At 69.6% G+C, this 22,412-nt stretch carries 22 protein-coding genes, 1 tRNA gene and 1 pseudogene; 12 read left to right on the forward strand and 12 right to left on the reverse strand.

Features of this window, described 5'->3' with window-relative positions; all coding sequences use genetic code 11:
• Positions 1-22: 22 nt before the first annotated feature.
• The 8 genes from GBA65_RS00125 to GBA65_RS00160 are packed head-to-tail and all read right to left on the reverse strand — an operon-like array spanning position 23 to position 8,829.
• Complete coding sequence (locus GBA65_RS00125; RefSeq protein ID WP_166394848.1) at positions 23-1,768, reverse strand: peptidoglycan D,D-transpeptidase FtsI family protein; 1,746 nt, start codon at positions 1,766-1,768, stop codon at positions 23-25.
• Positions 1,765-3,075 (reverse strand): FtsW/RodA/SpoVE family cell cycle protein, encoded by a 1,311-nt coding sequence (locus GBA65_RS00130; protein ID WP_166394849.1) that lies wholly within the window; start codon positions 3,073-3,075, stop codon positions 1,765-1,767. The genes GBA65_RS00125 and GBA65_RS00130 overlap by 4 nt, the downstream gene beginning before the upstream one ends.
• Before the next feature lie 4 nt (positions 3,076-3,079).
• Positions 3,080-4,306 (reverse strand): Stp1/IreP family PP2C-type Ser/Thr phosphatase, encoded by a 1,227-nt coding sequence (locus GBA65_RS00135; protein WP_166394850.1) that lies wholly within the window; start codon positions 4,304-4,306, stop codon positions 3,080-3,082.
• Between the two features lie 8 nt (positions 4,307-4,314).
• Complete coding sequence (locus GBA65_RS00140; RefSeq protein WP_166394851.1) at positions 4,315-4,818, reverse strand: FHA domain-containing protein; 504 nt, start codon at positions 4,816-4,818, stop codon at positions 4,315-4,317.
• A 2-nt stretch (positions 4,819-4,820) separates the two neighbouring features.
• Positions 4,821-5,663, reverse strand: a complete 843-nt coding sequence (locus tag GBA65_RS00145) for an FhaA domain-containing protein (protein WP_166394852.1) — start codon at positions 5,661-5,663, stop codon at positions 4,821-4,823.
• A gap of 38 nt (positions 5,664-5,701) precedes the next feature.
• On the reverse strand, positions 5,702-7,300 hold the full coding sequence (locus GBA65_RS00150; protein WP_166394853.1) for a serine/threonine-protein kinase: 1,599 nt from the start codon (positions 7,298-7,300) through the stop codon (positions 5,702-5,704).
• A gap of 34 nt (positions 7,301-7,334) precedes the next feature.
• Positions 7,335-7,715 carry a protealysin inhibitor emfourin gene (locus GBA65_RS00155; RefSeq protein WP_207956013.1) on the reverse strand — a complete coding sequence of 127 codons (381 nt, stop codon included), beginning with the start codon at positions 7,713-7,715 and terminating at the stop codon, positions 7,335-7,337.
• A 43-nt stretch (positions 7,716-7,758) separates the two neighbouring features.
• Entirely contained in the window at positions 7,759-8,829 is a 1,071-nt protein-coding gene (locus tag GBA65_RS00160) for a M4 family metallopeptidase (RefSeq protein ID WP_166394854.1), read from the reverse strand.
• A gap of 103 nt (positions 8,830-8,932) precedes the next feature.
• On the opposite strand from GBA65_RS00160, the gene GBA65_RS00165 reads away from it, so the two are divergent.
• The 11 genes and pseudogenes from GBA65_RS00165 (at position 8,933) to GBA65_RS00215 (ending at position 14,649) form a co-directional block, all read left to right on the forward strand.
• Entirely contained in the window at positions 8,933-9,427 is a 495-nt protein-coding gene (locus tag GBA65_RS00165; protein WP_166394855.1) for a hypothetical protein, read from the forward strand.
• A 245-nt stretch (positions 9,428-9,672) separates the two neighbouring features.
• Positions 9,673-9,804 (forward strand): annotated as a pseudogene (locus tag GBA65_RS25895) (hypothetical protein); the annotation flags it as partial.
• A gap of 71 nt (positions 9,805-9,875) precedes the next feature.
• Entirely contained in the window at positions 9,876-10,850 is a 975-nt protein-coding gene (locus GBA65_RS00175) for a GNAT family N-acetyltransferase (protein ID WP_166394856.1), read from the forward strand.
• A 95-nt stretch (positions 10,851-10,945) separates the two neighbouring features.
• Positions 10,946-11,029, forward strand: a tRNA-Leu gene (locus GBA65_RS00180).
• 187 nt (positions 11,030-11,216) lie between these two features.
• Positions 11,217-12,185: a hypothetical protein gene (locus tag GBA65_RS00185; protein WP_166394857.1), complete on the forward strand. Its 969-nt coding sequence runs from the start codon at positions 11,217-11,219 to the stop codon at positions 12,183-12,185.
• A gap of 14 nt (positions 12,186-12,199) precedes the next feature.
• Complete coding sequence (locus tag GBA65_RS00190; protein ID WP_166394858.1) at positions 12,200-12,478, forward strand: Lrp/AsnC family transcriptional regulator; 279 nt, start codon at positions 12,200-12,202, stop codon at positions 12,476-12,478.
• Positions 12,479-12,529: 51 nt separating this feature from the next.
• Positions 12,530-12,733: a hypothetical protein gene (locus GBA65_RS25900; protein WP_407691125.1), complete on the forward strand. Its 204-nt coding sequence runs from the start codon at positions 12,530-12,532 to the stop codon at positions 12,731-12,733.
• A 7-nt stretch (positions 12,734-12,740) separates the two neighbouring features.
• A complete protein-coding gene (locus tag GBA65_RS00200; RefSeq protein ID WP_166394860.1) occupies positions 12,741-13,001 on the forward strand; it encodes a DUF2283 domain-containing protein in 261 nt (86 codons plus the stop codon).
• A gap of 131 nt (positions 13,002-13,132) precedes the next feature.
• Positions 13,133-14,137, forward strand: coding sequence for a GNAT family N-acetyltransferase (locus GBA65_RS00205; RefSeq protein WP_166394861.1), 1,005 nt, complete (start codon positions 13,133-13,135; stop codon positions 14,135-14,137).
• A gap of 2 nt (positions 14,138-14,139) precedes the next feature.
• Complete coding sequence (locus GBA65_RS00210) at positions 14,140-14,280, forward strand: GNAT family N-acetyltransferase (protein ID WP_166394862.1); 141 nt, start codon at positions 14,140-14,142, stop codon at positions 14,278-14,280.
• 51 nt (positions 14,281-14,331) lie between these two features.
• Entirely contained in the window at positions 14,332-14,649 is a 318-nt protein-coding gene (locus GBA65_RS00215; RefSeq protein ID WP_407691126.1) for a GNAT family N-acetyltransferase, read from the forward strand.
• A 114-nt stretch (positions 14,650-14,763) separates the two neighbouring features.
• Here GBA65_RS00215 and GBA65_RS00220 read toward each other — a convergent pair whose 3' ends face one another.
• The 4 genes from GBA65_RS00220 to mutL form a co-directional block, all read right to left on the reverse strand.
• The gene (locus tag GBA65_RS00220; RefSeq protein ID WP_166394864.1) at positions 14,764-16,947 is read right to left on the reverse strand and encodes a fibronectin type III domain-containing protein; all 2,184 of its coding nucleotides are present in this window, start codon (positions 16,945-16,947) and stop codon (positions 14,764-14,766) included.
• A 625-nt stretch (positions 16,948-17,572) separates the two neighbouring features.
• Positions 17,573-18,706: a glutamate--cysteine ligase gene (locus tag GBA65_RS00225; RefSeq protein WP_166394865.1), complete on the reverse strand. Its 1,134-nt coding sequence runs from the start codon at positions 18,704-18,706 to the stop codon at positions 17,573-17,575.
• 98 nt (positions 18,707-18,804) lie between these two features.
• Positions 18,805-19,755, reverse strand: a complete 951-nt coding sequence (locus GBA65_RS00230) for a DMT family transporter (RefSeq protein ID WP_228282024.1) — start codon at positions 19,753-19,755, stop codon at positions 18,805-18,807.
• Between the two features lie 141 nt (positions 19,756-19,896).
• A complete protein-coding gene (gene mutL, locus GBA65_RS00235) occupies positions 19,897-21,774 on the reverse strand; it encodes a DNA mismatch repair endonuclease MutL (protein ID WP_166394867.1) in 1,878 nt (625 codons plus the stop codon).
• Positions 21,775-21,891: 117 nt separating this feature from the next.
• On the opposite strand from mutL, the gene accB reads away from it, so the two are divergent.
• Positions 21,892-22,395, forward strand: a complete 504-nt coding sequence (accB, locus tag GBA65_RS00240) for an acetyl-CoA carboxylase biotin carboxyl carrier protein (protein ID WP_228281561.1) — start codon at positions 21,892-21,894, stop codon at positions 22,393-22,395.
• The last annotated feature ends 17 nt before the right edge of the window (positions 22,396-22,412 follow it).

Here is a 22,412-nt window from a genome sequence, read left to right on the forward strand (position 1 = left end):
CATTATAGCGGTAGCTCGGTCTTCATCCGCCCGGCCCCTCTTCGAGCTGCTGCTGCGGCACGCCTTGCTGCTGCTGCGGCACCCCGAACGGTTGCTGCTGCTGGGAGGCCGGCGGCTGGAACTGCTGCTGTTGCTGTTGCTGCGGCGTCTGCTGCGGCGACTGGTTGCGGAACGGAGCGAACGCGTCGGGCGGCGTCTGCTGCTGCTGCTGCTGCTGCTGCTGCTGCTGCTGCTGCTGCTGCTGTCCGCCGGGCTGGACCGACTGGCCCCCGACGTCTCCGCCGGGGATGCCCGGCGGGTTGGCGTCCTGGCGGGCGGGGGGAGCGGGGGCCGGGCGGTCGAGGTAGGTCCTCATGAGGTTGCCCGCGATCGTGAGGGCCGGGGTCTCGGCGGCGCCGTCCTCGCCGATGATGCCGCCGTTCTCGACCATGACGGCTATGGCTATCTCGGGGTCGTCGGCGGGGGCGAAGGAGATAAACCACGAGTGCGGCTCGCCCTGCGGGTTCTCGGCGGTGCCGGTCTTGCCGGCGACGGGCGTGCCCTCGATCTGCGCCGCGAGCAGCTCCCCGTCCTCGACGACCCCCTGCATCATGTCGGTGAGCGTGGCCGCCGTCGCCCCGGGGAGCACCTCGTTCAGGGGGCGGGGCGTGGGCCGATCCAGGATGACCCCGTCGGAGGAGCGGACCTCGCGCACGAGCCGGGGCTGCATCATGTCGCCGTCGTTCGCCACCGCCGAGGCCACGAGCCCCATCTCGAAGACGTTCGAGAGCACCCGGTCCTGGCCGAAGGAGATCGGGGCGGTGTTCCCGACGGCCCACTCCTCCGGGGGGAGACCGAGGTCGCTCGGCTCTACGTAGAGCGGGTAGTCCTCGTAGTCCTCGCCGAAGCCGAACTCCCGGGCCATCGCCGCGAGCCGCTCCGGCCCGATCCTGTCGACCGCGATCTCGGAGAAGACGGTATTTATGGAGAAGACGAGGGCCTCGGCGAAGGTGACCTCGCCGTAGTCCTTGCCCCGGTAGTTGTAGACGGTGTAGCCGGGCGTCTCGTAGGTCCCGTCGTCGTCGAACTGGTCCGTCGGCCTGACCCCGGCCTCGAGGGCCGCCGCCGCCGTTATGACCTTGAACGTGGAGCCCGGCGGGTAGAGCCCCTGGGTGGCCCGGTCGAGGAGGGGCTGGTCCGGCTGCTCCGAGATCTGCTCGAAGCCCTCCTCCACGACGACGTTGGGGTCGTAGGAGGGGTAGGTCGCCAGCGCAAGGGTCTCGCCGGTTCGGGGGTCGAAGGCGGCGACGGCGCCGCGGCCGGTGTTGCTCCCGGCGAGCTCGTCGTAGGCGGCGCGCTGGAGCTCCGGGTCGATGGTGAGCGTGACGTTGTTGCCGGTCTCGGGGCCGCCGGAGAACTGGTTCAGGAGCTCGTCGAGGGTCTCGGGCTCCCCGGTCCCGGAGAGGTTGTTGTTCTGCCCGATCTCGATCCCGCTACCCCCGAAGCGGCTGCTCCAGTAGCCGACGACGTTGGCGAAGACCTCGCCCTCGGGGTAGATGCGCTCGTACTCGTTCCCCTCGGCGCGCTGGCTGCGCGCGAGCACCGTCTCGCCGTCCCCGGCGAAGATGATGCCGCGCGGCGTCTCCTGCGACCGCCTGGATTGCAGCCCGTTCGAGGGGTGGTTCGTGAGGTCCTCCCTCGCGTAGACCTGCCAGTAGGCCATCACCCCGACGAGCACGACGAACCCGAACGAGAACAGGTAGAAGGTCCGCCTGAGCTGGGTGTTCAAGCCGCCTCGCCCTCCACGACCTCCGGGTCCTCCTCCTCGGCGGCGCGCCTTCCGGCCGACTCCGAGACGAGGAGGAGCAGGGCCGTGAGGACGAAGTTGCCCACCACCGAGGAGCCGCCGTAGGAGACGAAGGGGAGGGTAATGCCGGTCAGGGGGATCGCCTTTGTCACCCCGCCGACGATGATCAGGGTCTGCAAGGCGAACATCGAGGTGAGGCCGAAGGCGAGGAGCTTCGAGGCGTCGTCGGCGGCGAGCAGCGAGATCTTGATCCCCCGGTACACGAAGACGAGAAAGGCCAGGAGGAGCGCCGTCGAGCCCAGCAGCCCGAGCTCGCTCGCGATCGCCGAGAAGATAAAGTCCGTCTCGACCTCGGGGATGGCCTGCGAGAACCCCTCGCCCAGGCCCGTCCCGGTGATGCCGCCGTCGGCGATGGAGAAGAGGCTCTGAAGTATCTGGAAGCCGCCCGTGTCCGGCTGCGACCAGGGGTCGAGCCAGGCCGAGACGCGGACCTGCACGTGGTCGAAGAGGAAGTAGGTGGCGAGGGAGCCCACGGAGAAGAGGACGGTGCCGAGGATCACGTACGCGATGCGGCCCGTCGCGACGTAGAGCATCAGGAGCGGCACGGCGAAGAAGAGCAGGCTGCTCCCGAGGTCCTTCTCGAAGACGAGGAGCCCTAGAGAGGCCGCCCACACGAGGGCGACCGGCCCGAAGTACTTCAGCGCCGGGACCTGCACGCCCAGGATGGTCCGGCTCGTCGCCGCGAGGAGGTCGCGGGTGTCGGCGAGGTAGCCGGCGAAGAAGATTATGAGCGCGATCCTGGCGAACTCGGAGGGCTGGAAGTTGACGGGCCCGACCCTGAGCCAGAGCTGCGCCCCGTTGACCTCGTAGCCGAAGAAGATCGTCGAGGCTATGAGGCCGACGGCGACGGCGGCGAGAAGGTACTTGTAGTTGAAGAGGCGGTGGTAGTCCTTGAAGAGCAGCACCGTCAGGACGAGGGCGGCGCTGCCGACCAGGATCCAACCGGCCTGAGTCGTCGCCAGGTTCTCCACCCCCGGAACGTCGTACGTCAAGCGGTAGATCATGACGAGCCCCACGCCGGTCAGCAGGGTGACAACCGCGAGGAGCAGGGCGTCGGAGTGCGGCAGCCAGAGCCGGACGCCGAGGTACAGGGCGACCATCGTCCCGGCGTAGTACGCGCCGTAGATGAGCGGCGGGCTCTTCGCCTCTTGGACGAAGATCAGGGTCGCAAACCCCAGGGTGGTGACGAGGAGCGCTATGGCCATGGGAATGGTCGCTCGCTGGGTCAAGCCGCTATCGTCCCTCTCGTTCGGTCTCCTGCTGGTCTTCCAGGTCCCTCACGACCCGCTCGACGTCCTCGCTGGAGGAGTAGAGCCTGTGCGTGTCTATGGGCTCGCGGTACGCCTCCCCGACCTCGGACTCCCTGAGGTCGGTGCGCCGGAACTCCTCGTTCAGCGTGTACCCGAGGGTGTACTCCTCCGGCAGGCCCCGGTATATCACCACTTCGCCGAAATCGAAGCCCAGGTAGTACCGGCTGCTCCCCCAGAGGTAGAAGGGCGAGGCGAGCGCGGCAAGCACCATCAGCGCCGCCAGGGCCCGCACGATCCAGGTGAGCAACCGGACCGGGGCGCTCCGCTTGTTTCTCTGACGGGCCTTGGCGGACGGCGCGCGCCGCCCCGTGGGCCTCCGGCTACCTCGCCGGGGAGGCGGGGCCTCGACGGCGTCGGCCTCCTGAGGGAGGGCCCTCATCTCCTGGGTGTCGCTCCTCGGCCTCTCCGGGGCGGGCTCCTCGGCCTCCTTGACGTCCACGACCACGACGGTGACGTTGTCCGCGCCGCCGGCGTCGAGGGCGGCCCTGACGAGGGCGCGGGCGGCGCCCTCGGGGGCCGGGTCGGCCAGAAGCTCGCCAACCTTCGCTTCCGCGACCATGTCCGTGAGGCCGTCGGAGCAGAGCAAGACGCGGTCGTCCGGCTCCACGGGCAGGACCGCCGTGTCCACCTGGACGTCGTCCTCTGCGCCCAGGGCGCGCGTGATCAGGTTCTTCTGCGGGTGCTCGGAGGCCTGGGCCCGCGTGAGGTCGCCGCTCCTCACGAGCTCCGCGACGAGCGAGTGGTCCTCGGTTATGGGCGCGAGCTCGCCGCCGCGCAGGAGGTACGCCCTGGAGTCGCCGACGTGCGAGATCTCCGCGCTCGCCCCGGAGCCTCCTGTGCCGCCCACGGAGAAACGCGCCGCCACGATCGTCGTGCCCATCCCCGAGAGCTTCTCGTCCCCGCGCGCCGCCGCGAGGATGCGGCGGTTCGCCTCCCTCACGGCCTCCTCGAGGGAGGCGCCGGGCTCGAGCTCCTCGAGGACGCCGATGGCGATTCGGCTGGCGACCTCCCCGGCCTCGAAGCCGCCGATCCCGTCGGCGACCGCGAAGAGCGCCTCGTCCTTGCCGTCCCCGGTGAGGAGCGAGTCCTCGTTGTTCTTGCGGACCTTGCCGGCGTCCGTAGAGCCGAACGCGTCGAGGTAGAGCCCCATCGCCCTCCCTACTCCGAGTACCTGAAGGTCGTGGAGCCCACCTTGACCCGATCCCCGCTCCTCAAGGGCGTCGCGCCGACCGCCTTGCGGCCGTTGACGTAAGTGCCGTTCGTGGATTCCGCGTCTTCGACGTACATGAGCCCCCCGTGCCTGGTGAGCCTCGCGTGCTCGCCGGAGGCGTAGTCGTCGTTTTTCAGCACGATATCGCTCCCGGAAGAGCGCCCGAGGACCATGACGCCGCCCGACACGGGGAAGCGGGTCTCCGGGGCGAGCACCTCCGAGTCCTCCACCACGAGGACGGAGCTCTTCCCCCGGCCGTTGGACCCGTACGCCGGCTTCTCCTGCGCCCGCCGCCTCGGGGTCTTGTTCTCGACCCCGGGGACGAAGACCTCGTCGTCGGGGACGGCCCGCAGGTCGCCGATACCACGCCGGACCACGACGTAGATGAAGGCGAAGAGCAGCAACAGTAGCAGGGCCTTCGCCGCCAGGAGCGGCACCTGGAGGTCGAGCACGGTTAGCGCCCCCTGGGCGTGCGGCGCGCGGTGACGTTCCCGAAGGAGTCGGGGTCGGGGGACCCCTCTCCTTCCTCGCCCCTGCGCCGCACGAAGCGGGCGTTGACCCCGCCGAAGGTAAGCTCGTCGCCGCTCTCGATGCGCTCGCGGTCTATGGGCGCCCCGTCCAGGAGGGTGCCGTTCGTCGAGCCCAGATCCTCGACCACGAAGCCGTTCTCGGAGCGAATAAGCCTCGCGTGGCGCCTGGAGACGTTCGGGTCGGAGATGGTGATGTCGTTCTCCTCGGAGCGGCCGACGCTCCAGGGACCGCGTCCCTCCAGGGGATGAGCCTCGCCGCCCTCCATGACGAGCTCGACGATCTCGCGCGCCAGGCCGTGTTTTCTCGCCTCATCCGAGGAGATCATGGCCGTCCCCTGATCCTCGCCCTCGTCCGCGCCCTCGTCGGTGCGGAAGATCCTCGTCTGGCCGGAGGTATCCTGGGGCGCCCCCCTCTCGCGGGGGCCGTCCCCGCCGGTGAGCTTGGCGGTGACGCCGAACTCGCCGAAGCGTAGGGTGTCCTCCGTCGTGAACCGCACCCTCGGCGGGGTCATGAGGTGGTAGTTTTTCGACTGGGCGTGGGTGGTGGCGTACTGGATGAGCTCGTCGCGGAGGGAGCTCTGGTAGGCCTGGATGGACTCGGCGTCCGCCTGGGAGAGGTGGACGGTGAAGTCGTTCGGGGCGTAGGTGCGCGAGACGCTGACCATGCTGCCCTCGTCCATCTGCTTGGCGAGGCCCTTGGCGATCTCGACCGGGTGGACCTGTCGCCTGAAGGCACGGCCGAACATGCCCTCAACGAGGGACTCCATCCGCTTCTCTATCTGCCGCAGGAAGCCCAAAGAGATCCTTACCCGCCCGCTCTGGAGCTTAGGAACCTGATCGCCCCGTACATTATAGCCGCGAGACCTAGGGAAGTCATAGCCTCTGAGAGCGCCGCGGGCGTCTCCGAGACCGCGAGCGCGTACCCGAGCACCCCGCCGCCCACCGCGACGACGAGCCCCAGGGCCCACTGTCCCACCCACTCGGCCGCCGAGACGACCCCGGCCATCACCGCCCAGAGCACCGCGAGGAGCCCGAGGGAGGGGTAGGCCCCGACGAGCGCCTCGCCCTGCCGCAGAAACTCCGCCGGGCCCGCGCCGAGCGGAAGGTTCCCCAGGGAGAGGCCGAGGTAGGGGAGGGCACCGTCCTCCCAGGCCAGGTCGTAGACCACGAGGGAGGCCGCGCCCATCGCCGCCGACGGGACTGCCCCCAGAGGCCGCATGAGCGCGCCGAAGAGCAGCGGCAGCCCCGCCCCGAGGCCAACGCCCGCGAGCGGGATGGAGAGCAGCGGTCCCAGGGGCAGGCGGCTCGTCCCCCCGCTGACGGAGCCCGCGGCGACCCAGAGGCCCCCCACGGCCGGCAGCAGCGCCGCGAGCCCGAAGGAGATCTGGCCGTTCCTCGCCAGCGCCACCGCGAGCGCCACGATCACCCCCAGAGCGCCGAGGCGCGGCAGGAGGTAGCCGAGGACCCCGAACCCCGCCGCCACCCCCAGCGAGGCCGCGTCGTTGAGGAGCAGGCCGGCCACGAGGTAGCCGAGCCACCCGGCCACGATCCCGTTGACCGCCCTCAGGACGTGCCCGAGGTACCCGCCGCCACCGCCCTTGTTCGGGGCCTTGTCTACGACCCTCGTCTTCTGGGCTCCGGTGCTGTCGCGGCGCCCGGTGAGCAGTTTGAGGGCGGCGCCCGCGCCCTTGGGGCGGTGGTCCGGGTTGGGCGAGGTCGCGCGGTTGACGAACTCCAGAAGCCTGGGCGGCGGCTCCTCCGGCTGGCGGGCTAGGAGGGCGCGGGCGGTCGCGCCGACGGCGTAGATGTCGGTGAGCTCGGTCGGGTTCTCGCCGTCCAGGATCTCGGGCGCTATATAGCCCGGGGTCCCGACAGCGTAGCCGACCTGGGTGAGGCGCGTGTCCCCGGCCCGGTAGGCGACCCCGAAGTCCGTGAGCTTCACCCTTCCGCGGCCGTCCACGAGGGCGTTCTGGGGCTTTATGTCGCGGTGGATGATGCCGCGCGAGTGGGCGTACTCCAGGGCCGAGAGGATCTGGACGAGCGAGTCGATGACGTCGTCCATCCGGTAGTGGCGCGCCGCGACGTCCAAGGGGTCCCCGCGCACGAACTCGGTGACGAGGTAGACCTCGAGGTCCCCGGGGATGACCTCCAGGGTCTCCACGATGTTCGGGTGCTTGAGGCCCTCGGCGATCTGGCCCTCCCTCAGGGCGCGCGACCGCTCCCCGTAGCTGTAGACGGGGATGACCTTGACGGCCACCTCTCGCCCCCCGCGGAAGTAGCCCTTCTTGCCGTCGACGGAGCGGGCCCGCCAGACGGTTGCGAAGCCGCCGCGGCCGACCATCTCCGCGAGCGCGTAGCGGCCCTGCCCGGGGGCCTCGCCGCCGATGTACCGCGTCCCTCCCATCAAGCGGTATTGTATAGCCCCCGAGCGGCGCTTGTTACGGGGGTACGTTGCCGCCCGGCCTCCCTACGGGGCCTCCTCCGGGGCCCCGCCCGCGCCTGGCCCGTCGGATCTCCCTCGCCTGCGCGTCGAGGGCCTCTATCAGCGCCCGGAGGGCCGGGTCTTCGACGGGCTCGTACGCGCGCACCGTGCGGCTGCGCGCGCCCTCCTCGACGGTGACGACGTGCAGCCGGAGGTCCGCGGCGCCGGGCGGCGGCTCCCCGGGCCCCTCGGGCCGCTCGAAGAAGCGCGTCTCCCTGACGCGGCGCACGAGCTCGGCGGCCTCCTCCTCCCCGAGCCCCTCCGTGTCGATCTCGACCGGGCCCTGGAGCCCCGGGAAGGACGCGAACCCCCCTTCCGTCTTGAGCTTGAGGCGCATTCTTCTACCTCCGTTCCTACCTCCGTTCTACCTCCGTCCGGGGCTAGGGGGTGATCCCGACGCCCTCCCAGGCCCCTCGTACGGCATCCTCCTCGCGGCCGCCGGAGCCGTAGAGGGAGGCGGCGTTCCTCGCGGTGAGGCGGGCGAAGCGTCTGAAGCCGGTGTCGGGCTTGAGCCTGGGGTCGATCGCGGTGGCGTTCCAGATCCTGCCGGCGACCTCCCAGGCGTTCCCCCCGAGGGCCGCGGCGGCGAGGTAGAAGGCCCGGTTGGGGATGCCGGAGTTTATGTGGACGCCGCCGTTGTCCTCGAAGGTCCTGACGAAGTCGTCCATGTGGGCGGGCTGCGGGTCCTCGCCGAGGACCTCGTCGTCGAAGGCGGTGCCGGGCTCCCTCATCGAGCGGAGCGCCACCCCGTCGACGTTCTCCGTGAGGAGGCCCGCGCCGATGAGCCAATCCGCCTCCTCGGCGGTCTGGCCGAGGAGGTACTGCTTCACCAGGGAGCCGTAGACGTCGGAGAGATGCTCGTTCAGGGCGCCGGGCTGCCCCATGTAGTTCAGCCCGGACTCGTACTGGGTGACGCCGTGGGAGAGCTCGTGGCCCATGACGTCGAGGGAGATCGTGAACCGGTTGAAGAGCTCGCCGTCCCCGTCGCCGAAGACCATGCGCTCGCCGTCCCAGAAGGCGTTGGCGTAGTCCACGCCGAAGTGGACGTGGCCGTTCAGCGGCAGCCCGTCGTCGTCGATGGAGTCGCGCTCGTAGACCTCCCAGAAGAAGTCGTAGGTGGCGCCCAGGCCGTCGTAGGCCTCGTCCACCGCGGCGTCCCCGGACGGGCCCTCCCCCTCGGTCCGCGCCACCCTACCCGGCAGGTTCTGGGTGTTGCCGACGTCGAAGATCGTGCGCCTCTTGCGGCCCTCGGGCTCCAGGACCCCGCGGACCCCCGCGTCCGGGGCCCGGGACGGGGGCGTGGCCTGCCGGAGCGAGCGGAAGGTGCCGTCGCTCGCGAGGGTGCGCGTCGCCGTCTCCCTCTGCGCGGGGGAGCCGTTACGGGCGATCCGGCGCAGCAAGTAGGGCGGCGTCAAGCAGAAGACGGGGTTGCGGCAGGCGGCGTGGTTCAAAGCTCGCTCCTATCGTCGGGCGTCCTTTCCGACAGCCTACCCGGGGCTTCCCCGGGGGACACCGGCGGTCGGCGGGGGCCGTAGCGTATAAACTCCGCTCAGGGTGAGCGAAGGCTTCGTACATCGGGAGCACGACGAGGGATCCGGGAGCGAGACAGAGGGCTCCCGGCGACGCCTGCTGCCCGCCCTCCTCGCCGGGCTGCTCGCCCTCTCCCTGCTCTCGGCGATGGCCGCGCCGCTGCTCCTGGAGCGGTCCTCGACGGGCAGCGACGACGAGGCCAAGGGGCTCCTGCTGGGGGCGGCGGAGGAGATGGACTCGTGCGCGGCGTCGGCGGGCGGCTCGTACAGTGGCTGCGACGCCCGGCGCATGAGGGAGCTCGCGCCCGGGATCGAGTGGCGCGAGGGGTGGCGCCGTACGGCAAGGGCTGGGGGACGGCAGGATCGGCCGGGTCTACGTCTCCGTCGCCCCGGGCGGGGCGGGGCGCGCTCCTACCGGCTGGAGACGACGAGCGGGAGCGGGTACGTCTTCTCCTACGAGTACTCGAACGGCTCGGTGACAAAGAACGCGAAGGGCAGCAGCGAACCCGAGCCCTGGTAGGCAGCGGGTCCGCGGCACGAAGCCCTCTTCGCGCAGCCCCTCGCGAGGTCGCGAAGCGTTTACTGGGAGACGGGAGGACTGCGGTTAGAATAGCCACCGTCGTCCCCCACAACGCACAGGAGTTGCTCACGGCTCTTACAAAAGAACAGGCGCGGACCCGCGCAAGCATAACCGGAGAACACGAGCCTTCGGGGTGAGCGATCCTCGCGCGCTACCTGCTCCGCGCCGCGCAGCTTGTGCCGGCGGTGTCCCGCGGGGAGCTTCGTGATGCGGGTCGGGCGGATCTCCGGGATCGGCGGGGTGGACGCGGGGCGTGGCGGGCCCTCGAGCCCCGGGACTTCCCGTTCTTCGACCTCGAGTTTCTGGAGGCGCTGGAACGCTCCGGGAGCATCGGCAGGTCCAGCGGGTGGATGCCGGCCTACCTCCTGTGCGAGGGCGACGGGGAGGGATGCTCGGCGCGCTCCCGGTCTACCTCAAGACGGACAGCTACGGCGAGTACATCTTCGACTGGGAGTGGGCGCGGGCGTACCGCGAGCACGGGCTCCGCTACTACCCCAAGCTCGTCGCCGCCGTGCCGTTCACGCCCGCCACGGGGCCGAAGCTCCTTCTGCGCCGCGATCTGGACGAGGGGGGCGGGGAGGGGCGCAGGGCGGTGGCGCGCGCCCTGCTCGACGCGGCTCGCGGCCTCGGAGACGAGCTCGGCGTCAGCTCCTCGCACGCGCTCTTCCTCCCGGAGGAGGAGCTCGGGGAGTTCGAGGACCGGGGGTTCGCGGTGCGCCACTCCCTGCAGTTCCACTGGCACAACCGCGGCTACGGCACCTTCGACGACTACCTCGGGGCGCTCACGAGCAAGCGGCGGCGTCAGATCTCGCGCGAGCGCCGCCAGCTCTCGGAGGAGGGCCTGATCATCGAGCGCCTCACCGGGGAAGATCTCACCCGCGGCCACGCGGAGGTCATGTACCGCCTCTACCTGAGCACGCTGGATCGGAAGTGGGGCTCCCCGTACCTGACCGCCCCCTTCTTCGACGAGGTCTTCCGGACGATGAAGGACCGCACCCTCCTCGTCCTCGCGCGCGACGGGGCGACCCGCCGCCCGGTCGCGGGCGCCCTCAACTTCTACAAGGGGCGGACCCTCTACGGCCGCTACTGGGGCGCCTTCGAGGATCGGCGCAACCTCCACTTCGAGCTCTGCTACTACCAGGCGATCGAGTTCGCCATCGAGCGCGGCTTCGACCTCTTCGAGGCGGGGGCGCAGGGCGAGCACAAGCACGCCCGCGGCTTTCTGCCCTCGATCACCTACAGCGCGCACGAGATCCGGCACAAGGGCTTCCGCCGCGCCATAGGCCGCTACATCGACGAGGAGAAGGAGTGGCTCGCCGAGGCCTTGCAGGACTACGCCCGCCACGACCCGTACAAGCCCTGATCGAGGTCCGGCGCGCGAAAACCATACGGCTTTCCGTTGTTAGCCAAGCGTCCGCGGGGTTGGTACAATCCCCGAGGTTTCCTGAACCGAACTTCGGGCGAGTGGCGGAATCGGTAGACGCGCTAGGTTCAGGGTCTAGTGTCCGAAAGGACGTGAGGGTTCGAGTCCCTCCTCGCCCACTAGGTCGTCCCAGCCGGCGGAGCTTTGCCTGCGGCAATCCCCCGGCCCCTACACGGGGGTTGTTTGGAGCGTAGATCCCACAGGTCAGGGCCGAAGGTTCGCCGCGCGAGACCGGCGTCTTCCCGCGGCGGAAACCGTCCGAGAGCGTCCGCCCGTCCGCGGCGCGAGAGGACCCTGCCGCCCTGGGTGACGCTCCTCGGCTCCATCCTCTTTCTCACGATCTGCTGCTTCTTTATCTTCTTTGTCGCCAAGGGCTGCGTCGCCGCCCAGGAGTCGACGCAGGTGCGCAAGTACGTCACGAGCGCGGACAGCACCCTGAGCGACTCGGCGAACCTGGGCCGGGAGGAGCTGCAGGGGGCGCTCGTGGGCGCGGCCGAGGACCCGGCGAGCATGGACGCCGGCGCCCTGAGCGCCGCCTCGGACAAGGCGCGGACGTACTACCTGGACGCCCTGCACAACCAGGAGGTGCCGCCCGGTTTCGAGGACGCGCACCACTACGTGGTCAGCTCTTTAGGCATCCGGTCGGAGGCGCTGGAGAACCTCTCCGGGGCCGTCGGCGCGGAACCGGCGGAGGCCGGCGAGGCGCTCGCGGCCTCCGTGGAGGACTTCAAGCTCAGCGACGCCATCATCCGGGACCACTACGTGCCGTCCTCGGAGGACGCGCTCGAGGCGTCCGGGAGGAGGGGGGACCGGAGCTACCTCTACGAGCCCGAGCCGTTCATGGACTACGAGGCCCTAGGCCTGGAGACGGAGGCGGCGGGGGCGGCATCGGCGACCTCCTCCGACCCGAACGCGCTGCACGGTGTGGAGATCTTCGGCGTCGAGGTCGGCGGCCAGCCCCTGTACGCGGGCGGGAACGCCGTGCTCACGGGCTCGGCCGAGCCGATCTTCCTCGTGACCGTCACCAACAGCGGCGAGGTCCCGGAGACCGGGGTGCCCGTCGAGGTGGTGCTCAACACCATCGCCGAGCGCCAGGCGCTGTCGGCCAGGGTCGAGCGCATAGAGCCCGGGGGCTCCGCGACGGTGGAGGTCGGCGGCTTCAAGCCCGGCCAGCTCAACGAGACCGCCGAGGCGACGGTCTCCGTCGGGCCCGTCGAGTACGAGCAGAACGAGGACAACAACGCCCTGACGGGCACCGTGACTTTCGGGTTATAGGAGGGGGTAGAGCTTTGGTAACGGCGGTGGTCCTGGTGACGACGGAGAGCGAGAGGGTCGCGGAGGCCGCGCAGGCCATGCTGAAGGTCGAGGGCGTCACCGAGGTCTACTCCGTAACCGGCCCCTACGACCTCGTGGTCATGGTGCGCATCCCCGACTTCGAGCGGTTGGCCGAGATCGTCCCCGAGAGGCTCGCCCAGGTCCCCGGCGTCGCCCGCACCGAGACCATGGTTGCCTTCCGCACCTACTCCGACTACGACCTCGACCGTATCTGGGCGCAGGGTCTGGAGTAGCAAACACACGCGGCGTTGAGGATCTCCATACTTCCGCACGCCCGGCGCCGAATGGAAGAACGCGGCATCCGAGAGGACGAGGTTCGAGCAACGCTCGAGAGGCCAGATGTAGAGTATCGGGGTAGCGCTGGACGCGTCGTTGCGGAGCGGATGCCGCCGGGTAGGAGCCTCGCAACCAAAGTAATCTACAATCCAGGTCTAGAGGGCGAGAGGGTGGTCGTTACTGTCGAGCGCGGCCGACCGTCCAGGAGGTGAAGGCCCGATGAGGTTCGAGCACGATTCTCAGAGCGGCGCGCTTTACATAAGGGTTCGTGAGGGGGAGATCGAGGAGACCCTAGATCTCGCCGAACCCGGTTTCGGGGCGCACGTGGACATAGACCGTGAAGGCAACGTCTTGGGGATCGAGTTCCTTTCTTTCGAGGAGTACGCAGAGCTCGTTTGCAGGAGCGGTGGCGCGTTAGAACTTCCCGATCGCATAGAAGATCCAGAGCACTTCCGGACCGAGTTGGCACGTCCGGCTTAGTGCGGCCCGGCTCCGGGCTCCTCATATTGTCGCGATAGGCACGTTCGCGGCCGGGAGCGTGGACGATCTCTGGACAAAGCACGGGGCTCATGCAGCTTACGGCAGACACCGTTCGTAAGGTTGGAGGGAGCATGCGGGACAATACCGCGGCAGTGCTGAAGGGAGAGGTCGTTGTCCTAGAGCCATTAGAGAGTCGCCACGAAGATGCCCTCTTCGAGGCTGCTGCGGACGCACGAATATGGCGCTGGATGCCCTACGACCCGTCCGAGAGTCGCGAGAGTTTCAGCGCGTGGTTCCGAAGCGCCCTTGGTTCGTCCAGAGCGGGAAACGAGGCCGCTTTCGCCGTTCTAGACGCGAGCAACGGCGTGCCTGTAGGGAGCACCCGCTACCTCGCGCTCCGGCCCGAGCACCGCGCCCTGGAGATAGGCTGGACCTGGTTGTCACGCTCCGTGTGGGGCAATGGGACGAACACGGAGGCCAAGCTACTGCTCCTTGAGCATGCCTTCGAGCGGCTCGGATATTTACGTGTCGAGTTCAAGACCGACTCCCGCAACGAACGCTCCCGCGCTGCCCTAGAGGCGCTTCCTGCACGCTTCGAGGGCGTCTTTCGCAAGCACATGCTGGTACGCGGCGGGGATCGCCGGGACTCCGCCTACTACAGCATCATCGATGAAGAATGGCCGAGGGTAAAAGCCTCGCTCAAGCAACGCCTCGCGTTCGAGACCTCCGGCAAGAAACCTCCGTCCGAGCACCCCAACGCCGCGCTGATACGCTGTCTGTACGATGCCCGCGACCGGAACGACGAAGGCGCCATCCGCTCCGTGCTCTCCGGGGACGTGATCTGGCACGAGCCCGACGTGGGTGCCGGGCACACCGGCGACCTCCACGGCCCCGACGCCGTGCTCGCCATGATCCGGGACGCCCGCGGCCGTACCGGGGGTACCTTCAGCCTCCGGCCGCAGGAGATCGTCGCCAACGGGGAGCACGCCGTGGCCCTCGTCGACTGGTCGGCCGAACGTCACGGGGAAGCCCTCGAAGGCAAGGAGGTCGCCGTCTACCGGGTGCGGGCCGGCAGGGTCGTCGAGGTCCACTTCCACCAGGACGATCAGAACCTGGACCGGCGGTTCTGGGAGTAGCGGTGCCGGAGATACGGACCGAGCGGCTGCCCCTGCGCGGGTGGAGGGAGAGCGACCTCGACCCCTACGCCCGCATGTGCTCCGACCCGGAGGTCATGCGTTGCCTGCCCGCCGTGCTCGACCGCGAGGGGAGCGAGGATTAGGTCTCGCGCTTCGTCCGCCACTGGGAGGAGCGGGGGTTCGGGTTGTGGGCCGTGGAGCACGGGGCCACGGGAGCATTCGTAGGGTTCGCCGGCCTGCTCCGTCAGGAGGACCGGCCCGAGGGCGAGCACGAGACCGAGGTAGGGTGGCGCCTGGATCGCTCCTTCTGGGGACAGGGGCTCGCCACGGAGGGGGCGCGGGCGAGCCAGCGCCACGGATTCGAGGCGCTGGAACTGGAGCGCATCATCAGCATAACCGTCCCGGAGAACGCCGCCTCCAGACGGGTCATGGAGAAGGCGGGCCTGACCTTTCGGGGCGAGACTTCCTGGAGGGGCTACGGGGTGGTCTGGTACGCCGCCGACCGCGAGTAGCGGGTGTGGGCGGCGAGACGGCGTTCGCCGCGACGCACGGCAAGCAGGCGGTCCGAAAAACGAAGGGGACGGCCGGGTGGCCGTCCCCTTCGTTCGTTGCGGTTGGGAACGCTGCTAGCGGTAAACTACCGTATTGGACTGGGCCGAGGCCGCCCCCCAGACCTTGGTGGCCGTGGTGGCGGGCGTGTTGGTGGCCTGAACCCGGAACTTGTAGAAGGCGCCGTTTACGAGACCAGACGTCACGTTCAGCTGCCTGGCGGTGGCCGGTACCGTCCGGAAGGGGACAGCCGGCTGCGTGGCGTGACGCGCCGGGTTCGTCGCGCTGACGACCCTGATGATCTCCACTCGGTAGCCGGTGATCGCGCGACCGCCGGTGTTGGTCGGGGCCGTCCACCGGGCCAGCGCCGACCGGACCGTTCCGTCGGTGGTGAGGCCGCTGGCAGCCGTACCGATCGTCGGGGCGCCCGGGATCGTGACCGGCGTCACCACGTTGGAGAACGCGGAGTAGGCGCTCGAACCGCCGGCGTTGATCGCGCGGACCTGGAACTTGTAGGGCGTGCCGTTGGTCAGGCCGGTGATGACCCCGCTGGTCACGTTGCCGAACGACCTGACCTGGACCGGCGCGTTGGTCGTCGCGTTGACCACGTTTACCTGGTAGCCGGTGATGGCCGCGCCGCCGTTGTCGGCCGGCGGGTTCCACCTCACCGTCGCGTTGGAGGCGCCTGCCGTGGCGGAGCCGATGGTGGGCGTGCCGGGGGCCACGGCGCCGATGGTGTACGCGAAGGACGTGCTCTCGGCCGGCGTGGTGTTCGTCCGATTCGAGTCGCTCGGGTTGCCCGCCGTATCGAAGACCTTGGCCTTGATCGTCTGCGAGGCGGTCACGTTGATCTGGGTCGTGAACTCCCTGCTGGTGCCGGTAGGCTCCGCGCCCCCGACCGTGTAGCGGATGGTGGCGTCGTCCTCGGCGGCCTCAAGGGTGACCGCCTGCGCCGTGAGGTAGCGGCCGGCGCCCGGCGTCGCCGTGGGGGCGTCGGGGATCGTGAGGTCCTTCTGGATGCCGAGGACCTGGCCGCCGATCTGGACCGTCTCGGGCCCGCGATCGGGGTTGGGGATCTGCGGACCGGTCGGGTCGTTGGGGTCGGGGATCGTCTCGGGCCCACGGTTGGGGTTGGGGATCGTGAACGTTGCTTCCGCGGTGAGCGTGCCGTCCGAGAAAGCCTGGACCTGAGCCGCCGGGATGGGGGCCGCCTTCCAGGTCTGCGCGCCGGAGGCCGGGCTCGGCACTATGTTGTTGACGACCACGGGGCTCGTCGCGGGATCCTGATCGTCGAGCGAGACCGAGACCGCGGAGGCGTTGTGGGAGACGCCGCCGAGGACGAGGTCCTGGTTTATGTTCAGCGTGTTGACGGCCTTGCGGCCGGCGTCGGTAACGGCGTAGTTGGCGCTCTGCGGGCAACCACTGAAGCCGGGGCCGTCGATCTCGCCGTGCTCGTAGATCGTGATGCCGGTGCGCTCGGTGGTGACGGGATCGGTCTTCCAGCCCAGGACGCGGCTCTGACCGGCGACGGCCGAATCGACCGCGGCCACGTCGTTGGGGCCCGTGAAGGTGTACGTGGCCGTGAAGGTGGTGGGATCGTCGTCGCCGTCGGCGTAGGTGAAGGTGCCGTTGTAGGTGGTGCCTTCGCCGTTGGTGCCCGGGGCGCGGACATCGCGCTTACCGATAAGCTCGACGAGGTCCGGCTGGATGATCCGCGCTTCGATCTCGTCTACCGGCACCGCGCTTCCGTCCGCTTCCTGCGCCTTGCCCTTCATGGTGAGCTGCCTGGGGTTGTCCGGGTTCTCTGTGGCAGGCTGCGTGACTTCTACGTTTCGAACCGGGATCCTGGCCCCGTCGGGCTCCTCGGAGTTAGCGTCCAGGACCTCGATCTCGTCGCCGGCGATGATGTTCGGCGTCGTGCCGGTCCAGCACACCCCGCCGGGGTGGTTGATCTCGAAGAAGCCGGTGGCGTCGGCCGTGCCGCTGGTCGTACCGATGACGACGCCGTCCCGGATTACGTTGACGGTCAGGTCCTTGTTCGCGAAGAACGCGGCCTCGTCCACGGTGACCATGTCGCGCTTCGGGAAGATGGTGATGTTCTTGTCCAACGGGAGCGGCTCACCGCTCACTTCGGGCGCGGTCTGTGCCCGGACTTGAGGCGCCAGCGTCGCGGCCGCGAGGAGAGCGGCGAACAACGTCAGGAATATCTTCATCATGGTGCCGCCCCCCCCTCTCAAATAGCTTGCGTGTCCCGTGATCATCTCTCTTACTCCTTTGCTTTTGCCAACCACTGCAAACTGCTGACTCTTCTGCCGCTTATCTCCAGAGCACTTGCATCTGCTCGTCTCGTCCTACGTTCCGGCTAGATACGGCCATCGAACACATGAACCTCGCTTCTTCGCTACCTCGTGTCTCTATCGGGAAGGATGGACCAGCGCGGCGAGCCTGCCATCACTTGCATGAGCGATTTATTGCTAGTCCATGTGGGCTACTGAATTCCGGGCCCCCACTGCTTATCGGTTTTTGGGTATGCACGCTCGCGCCCGCCCCGGGTCCGAACGGGCCCAAAACGTATCTGCTCCAACGGTTGCCGGTGGCCACTCATCACGCCGCACTGCTCGGGATCGAACTCGAGCCGATGCCACGTAGTCAGGCGTCGTAGGGGAGATGGGGTCTCGACCTTCCAGACGCGCGTCTTTCGTGGGGGTTCGAAAGGTAGGCTAGAGCGAGAGGCGAGTCGCTTGCTCTCTGCGGTCAAGAACGAGCACGGTACGCATCATCCCGGCGTACCAGGGGCTATCGCTGGACGTTCTTCTCGTCGTCCCGTTCGTTGAAGAGCCAGCCCTCGGGGGGTGTCTTATCGGCCAACTCCCGCCGGTTTTTCTGCTAGCCCTGCTCTTCGGCCGGGGCCTCGGCCATGGCGGGGCGGGTGCCTTCGATGAGGTAGGCGACCACGTCGAGAAAGTCGCCGCTCTCCTCGTAGATGCGGCGCTGGTACTGGCTGCCGGTGCCGCGCTCCACGATCTCGAGGACGTTCAGGAGCTCAGCCTCGCACCTCAGGTCCTGGCTCACGGGGCGTAGCTCCTCCACGGCGGCGCGTGCCACGTCGCGGGCGGGGACGTTGGTCCGCTTCCCCAGGTCGTAGAAGGCGGCGTCGAGGCCGTGGCGGGAGGACCTCCACTTGTTCTCCAGGGCGAGCTCGCGGTTGTAGGGGCCCTTCGGGGGACCCGAGAGGGAGCTCGCGACGAGGCATTGCGTCAGGGCGGTCAGGGCGACGGCGTGGTCCAGGCTCGTCTGGGAGTCGAGGATGCGCAGCTCTATCGTCCCGATCTTCGCGTGCGGCCTGACGTCCCACCAGCAGAACGTGTAGTCGTCCATCGCCCCCGAGTCGACCATCAGGTCCACGTAGGACTCGAAGGAGCCGTAGTCCGGGAAGGCGGGGGGGAGGCCGGCCCTCGGAAAGGTCTCGAAGATCTTGACGCGCGTCGATTCGAAGCCGGTGTCCATGCCCTGCCAGAACGGCGAGTTCGACGAGAGCGCGAGGAGGAGCGGGGCCCACTCGGAGAGGCGGTTGTGGGCCTCTATCACCTCCTCCTCGCCCGGCACGGCGACGTGGACGTGCTGGCCGAAGATGACCTCGCGCTCGGCGACCCAGCGCAGGGTCTTTATCACCTTGCGGTAGCGCTCCTGGTCCGTGATCTTCTGGTCGCGGTAGAGCGAGAAGGGGTGCGTGCCGGCGCTCGCCAGGGCCGCGCCGCAGGCGGCGGTCCACGACCTGACCCGGCTCCTGAGCTCCCTCAGCCGCCCCGCGGCCTCCGAGACGGTGGCGCACGGCGGGGTCTTTATCTCGAGGACGGACTGGAAGAGCTCGTAGGAGACCGCCTCCTCCAGGTCCTCGGGCAGGCGCGACATGACCTCCTCGATCTTGGAGACGAGCTCGCCGGTGCTGGCGTCGACGATGTGGAGCTCCTCCTCCACCCCCAGGGTGTACCCCCGGCTGCCGTTGAACTCTAGCGCCATGACTCCTCCCTCATCTTCGCGATGAGCCGACCCGCGTTCTTACGAGCCCGTATGGTAGCCCTTTTGCCCGGACGCCGCGCAGGGCGCGAAGGGCGCGTTCACGGGCCAGCATCGGGCGCCTTCTTCGGCGCCGCGGGCGCCCCCGGCCCGACCTGGGCGAGCGCCGCGCCGGAGAGCACGAGGAGCGCTCCGAGGACCTTGAGCGCCGTGAGATCCTCCCCCAGCAACAAGACCCCCAGGGCCCCGGCCACCACCGGCTCCACCGTCGCGACGATGGCCGCCCTCCCCGCCTCCAACCTCCTCAGCCCGAACGTGTAGAGGGCGAACGCGAGCGCGGTGTGGACGACCGCGAGCATCAGCAGCAGCGCGTAGCACCACAGGGGGAGCCCCACGAGCGTGCCGAGGGTCGGGAGGGCGAAGGCGACGAGCAGGACGGCGCCGAAGCCGAGGGCGTAGCTCAGGATGGCGGCCGGCCCGAGGTGGCCCGCGACGGGCTTGCCGAAGATCGAGTACATCCCGTACGTCAGCCCCGCCAGGAGCCCGGTCAGGAGCACGAAGGGCGTGACCTCGAGCGTCCCGAGGTCGTACGCGCCCACCACGAGCCCGATCCCGGCGAAGGTCAGCCCCAGCGCCACGACCCGCAAGACCCCCAACGGCTCCCTCAGAAACGCCCACGCCAGCAGGGTCACGAACGCCGGTGAGCTGTACAGAAGGATCGACGCCGTCCCGACCTCGCTCTCCCGCACGGTGAAGAAGTACAGCAGGTAGAACGCCCCGATCCCCACGAGCCCCAGCGGCGCCAGGAACACCAGGTCCCTCCGTGCCACCCGTAGCTGCCATAGCCCCCTCGTCAGGGCCAGGAAGACCAGCACCGCCACCCACCCGACCACGGCGCGAAACGCGACCAGCGCCTCGAACGAGACGCCCTCCGCGTAGAGAAGCTTCGCGAAGTAGCCTAAGGTGCCCCAGATCGAGGCCGCAGCCGCGACGGCGAGGACGCCCAGGAGCCGTCCCCCCGCCGAAGGTTTCTGTCGTGGTCGACTCATCATCCGCACGATGTTAGCCGAGACGGGGAGAAAAGACGTGTGAATGCTCGGCGCAGAAGGGCCGTCAAGGGTGCCCACCAGACGACACGGCGAGATGTCGAGGGAGAGCTCGTCTTCGCAAGGCGCGGTTCGGGGCCCGGGGTTCTAGTGCCGGTCGAGCTTGCGGGCGATCTCGTTGACGCCCATGCGGAAGCAGATGGAGCGGCCGTGGGGGCAGGTGGCGGGGAGGCGGCTGTTCAGCCAGCTCTTTACGAGGGCCTCCATCTCGGGTTGGGAGAGCTTGTCGCCGAGCTTCACGGCGGAGTGGCAGGCGATGGTGGCGAGGATGTGGTCCTCGCGACGGCGTCCGGGGCCGGTGCCGCGGGCGGCGGAGAGGGCCTCCTTGAACGCGCCGGCGACGTCGCGGCCGGCGAGGGTGGAGATGACGGCGGTCACCCTGAAGGAGCTCGGGCCGAAGGGCTCGGCCTCGAAGCCGTAGACGGCGAGCTCTTCGAGGTAGCCCTCGGCCGACTCGGCCTCCGCGGGCGGCAGCTCCACGACCTCCGGGACGAGCAGGGCCTGGGTGGTCGGCACGGAGCCCTCCTCCGCGTCCGTGAGCCCGTCCAGGATGGCCCGTTCGTGGGCGACGTGCTGGTCGACGACCCACATCGCCCCCGGCTCCTCGACGAGGATGTAGCCGGCGGCGAGCTGCCCGATCACCCTTAGCTCATCGACGGCCGCCCGGGGCAGCGCGCCCCGCTCCGGCGGCTCGTAGGGCTCCGGGGCCTCCTCCCGCCGGGGCGCGCCGTACTCCGAGAGCGGCCGGGAGGCCCGGGCGAGCCTCTCCCGAACCTCGTTCAGGTCGCGCCGCGGGGCGGGGGGCCCGAGCGGGGATGCCGGCGAGGGGTAGTCGGGGCGGCGCTCGGCGACGCGCTCGTAGCGGCCGGGCGGTTCGTACGGCCGGGGCGACGGGAGGCGGTCCTGGGAGTAGGAGGGCTCGGTCGGGCGCGGGACGGAGGCGGGCGGCGAGGGGCGCCACTCTATCGCCTCGCGCACCGCGGCGGCGACGGCGGCGCGGGCCGCCCGCTCCTCGGAGAAGCGGACCACCTGCTTTGTGGGGTGGACGTTCACGTCGACCCGGCGCGGGTCTACCTCGATGCGGAGCGCGACCGGGGGGTAGCGGCCGGAGGGCAGGGTGGAGCGGTAGGCGTCGTCGATGCCGCGCGTCAGGTTCTCCGCCCGCACCCAGCGGCCGTTCACCGAGATCGTCTGGCGCGCCCGGTTCGACTCCGTCAGGCTCGGGAGGGCGGCGTATCCGGAGACCCGGAAGGCCCCGGACTCGTACTCGACCTTGCGCATCGAGCGCGCCTTCGCCACCCCGTGGACCTGCGCGAGGCGCTCCAGGAGGTCGCCGTCCCCGCTCACGGGGAGCGAGAGGTAGTCCCGCCCGCCCTCGGAGAGACGGAAGGCGACCTTCGGGTGGGCGACGGCGAGGTGCGTCAGGGTCTCTATGATGGCGGCGCGCTCGGCGCGGGGGCCCTTGAGGAAGGCGCGCCGGGCGGGGACGTTGTAGAAGAGGCGGTCGACGAGGATCGTCGTTCCCCTGGGGTGCGAGGCCGGGAGGACCTTCGCCTCGCCGCCCCCGTCGACCAGGACCTTCGTGCCGGCGCCCTCGCCGGTCGAGGTCGTCAGGCAGAACGACGAGACGCTCGCGACGGAGGGGAGGGCCTCGCCGCGGAAGCCCAAAGTGGCGACGCTCTCGAGGTCGCCGACGGAGCGGAGCTTGCTCGTCGCGTGGCGCAGGACGGAGAGGGCGGCGTCATCGCGCGCCATCCCCGAGCCGTCGTCCCGGACGAGGATGTGCGAGGTGCCCCCGTCGCCGAGCTCCACCTCGACGCGCGAGGCGCCGGCGTCCAGGGAGTTCTCGACGAGCTCCTTGACCACGGAGGCGGGCCGGTCGACGACCTCCCCGGCCGCGACCTGCTGGGCCACCCTGGGGTCCAGGACCCGGATGCTCGCGCGCTCGTCGCCCTTCTCTCCCACAAGCGGATTCTACACGCGGCGACCGGCTTTCCCACCGTCCTGCGCGAGGCCGGGGGCCTCCCCAACCTTCGGCGGCAAACGTGTACAATCCGGGGCTATGCCGAAGAGGAGGGAGCGTTGAACAACGGCGGAGAGCCGAAGGGCCAGGCGGGGATGCCCCTGCCCCTCGACGACGTGGGCAAGCTCGTCGAGCTTCTGGCCGAGAGCGGGGTCGGCGAGATCCGGGTCCGCCAGGGTGAGCTCGAGATCACGGTGAAGGCGAAGCCCGAGGCCGCGCCCGTGGCGGTCTCGGCCGAGCCGCGGGTCCACGCGGCGGAGGCCGCCGTCCCCGACGCCCAGGTTCTGGAGACGCAGGCCGAGGTCCCGAGCACGAACGGGCTGCACGCGGTCCGCTCCCCGGTCGTGGGGACGTTCTACCGGGCGCCGGCGCCGGGGGAGGGCCCGTACGTCGAGGTGGGGGACAAGGTCAGGGCGGGGCAGACGCTGTGCATCGTCGAGGCCATGAAGCTGATGAACGAGATCCCCTCGGACGTCTCCGGCGAGGTCGTCGAGATCCTCGCCGAGAACTCGGGCGGGGTCGAGTACGACCAGCCGCTCTTCCACATCCGGCCCGAAGCCTAGAGATTCAGGGTAGGGTC

This window comes from Rubrobacter marinus (assembly GCF_011492965.1).
Taxonomy (GTDB): Bacteria; Actinomycetota; Rubrobacteria; order Rubrobacterales; family Rubrobacteraceae; genus Rubrobacter_F; species Rubrobacter_F marinus.

Coding starts and splice junctions, on each gene's coding strand:
- GBA65_RS00175 (WP_166394856.1), top strand. CDS start 9,876: ATGCTCGGCGCGCTCCCGGTCTACCTCAAGACGGACAGCTACGGCGAG.
- GBA65_RS25900 (WP_407691125.1), top strand. CDS start 12,530: ATGGAAGAACGCGGCATCCGAGAGGACGAGGTTCGAGCAACGCTCGAG.
- GBA65_RS00145 (WP_166394852.1), bottom strand. CDS start 5,663: ATGGAGTCCCTCGTTGAGGGCATGTTCGGCCGTGCCTTCAGGCGACAG.
- GBA65_RS00220 (WP_166394864.1), bottom strand. CDS start 16,947: ATGATCACGGGACACGCAAGCTATTTGAGAGGGGGGGGCGGCACCATG.
- GBA65_RS00200 (WP_166394860.1), top strand. CDS start 12,741: ATGAGGTTCGAGCACGATTCTCAGAGCGGCGCGCTTTACATAAGGGTT.
- GBA65_RS00225 (WP_166394865.1), bottom strand. CDS start 18,706: ATGGCGCTAGAGTTCAACGGCAGCCGGGGGTACACCCTGGGGGTGGAG.
- GBA65_RS00135 (WP_166394850.1), bottom strand. CDS start 4,306: ATGGGGCTCTACCTCGACGCGTTCGGCTCTACGGACGCCGGCAAGGTC.
- GBA65_RS00230 (WP_228282024.1), bottom strand. CDS start 19,755: ATGATGAGTCGACCACGACAGAAACCTTCGGCGGGGGGACGGCTCCTG.
- GBA65_RS00155 (WP_207956013.1), bottom strand. CDS start 7,715: ATGCGCCTCAAGCTCAAGACGGAAGGGGGGTTCGCGTCCTTCCCGGGG.
- GBA65_RS00150 (WP_166394853.1), bottom strand. CDS start 7,300: ATGGGAGGGACGCGGTACATCGGCGGCGAGGCCCCCGGGCAGGGCCGC.
- GBA65_RS00205 (WP_166394861.1), top strand. CDS start 13,133: ATGCGGGACAATACCGCGGCAGTGCTGAAGGGAGAGGTCGTTGTCCTA.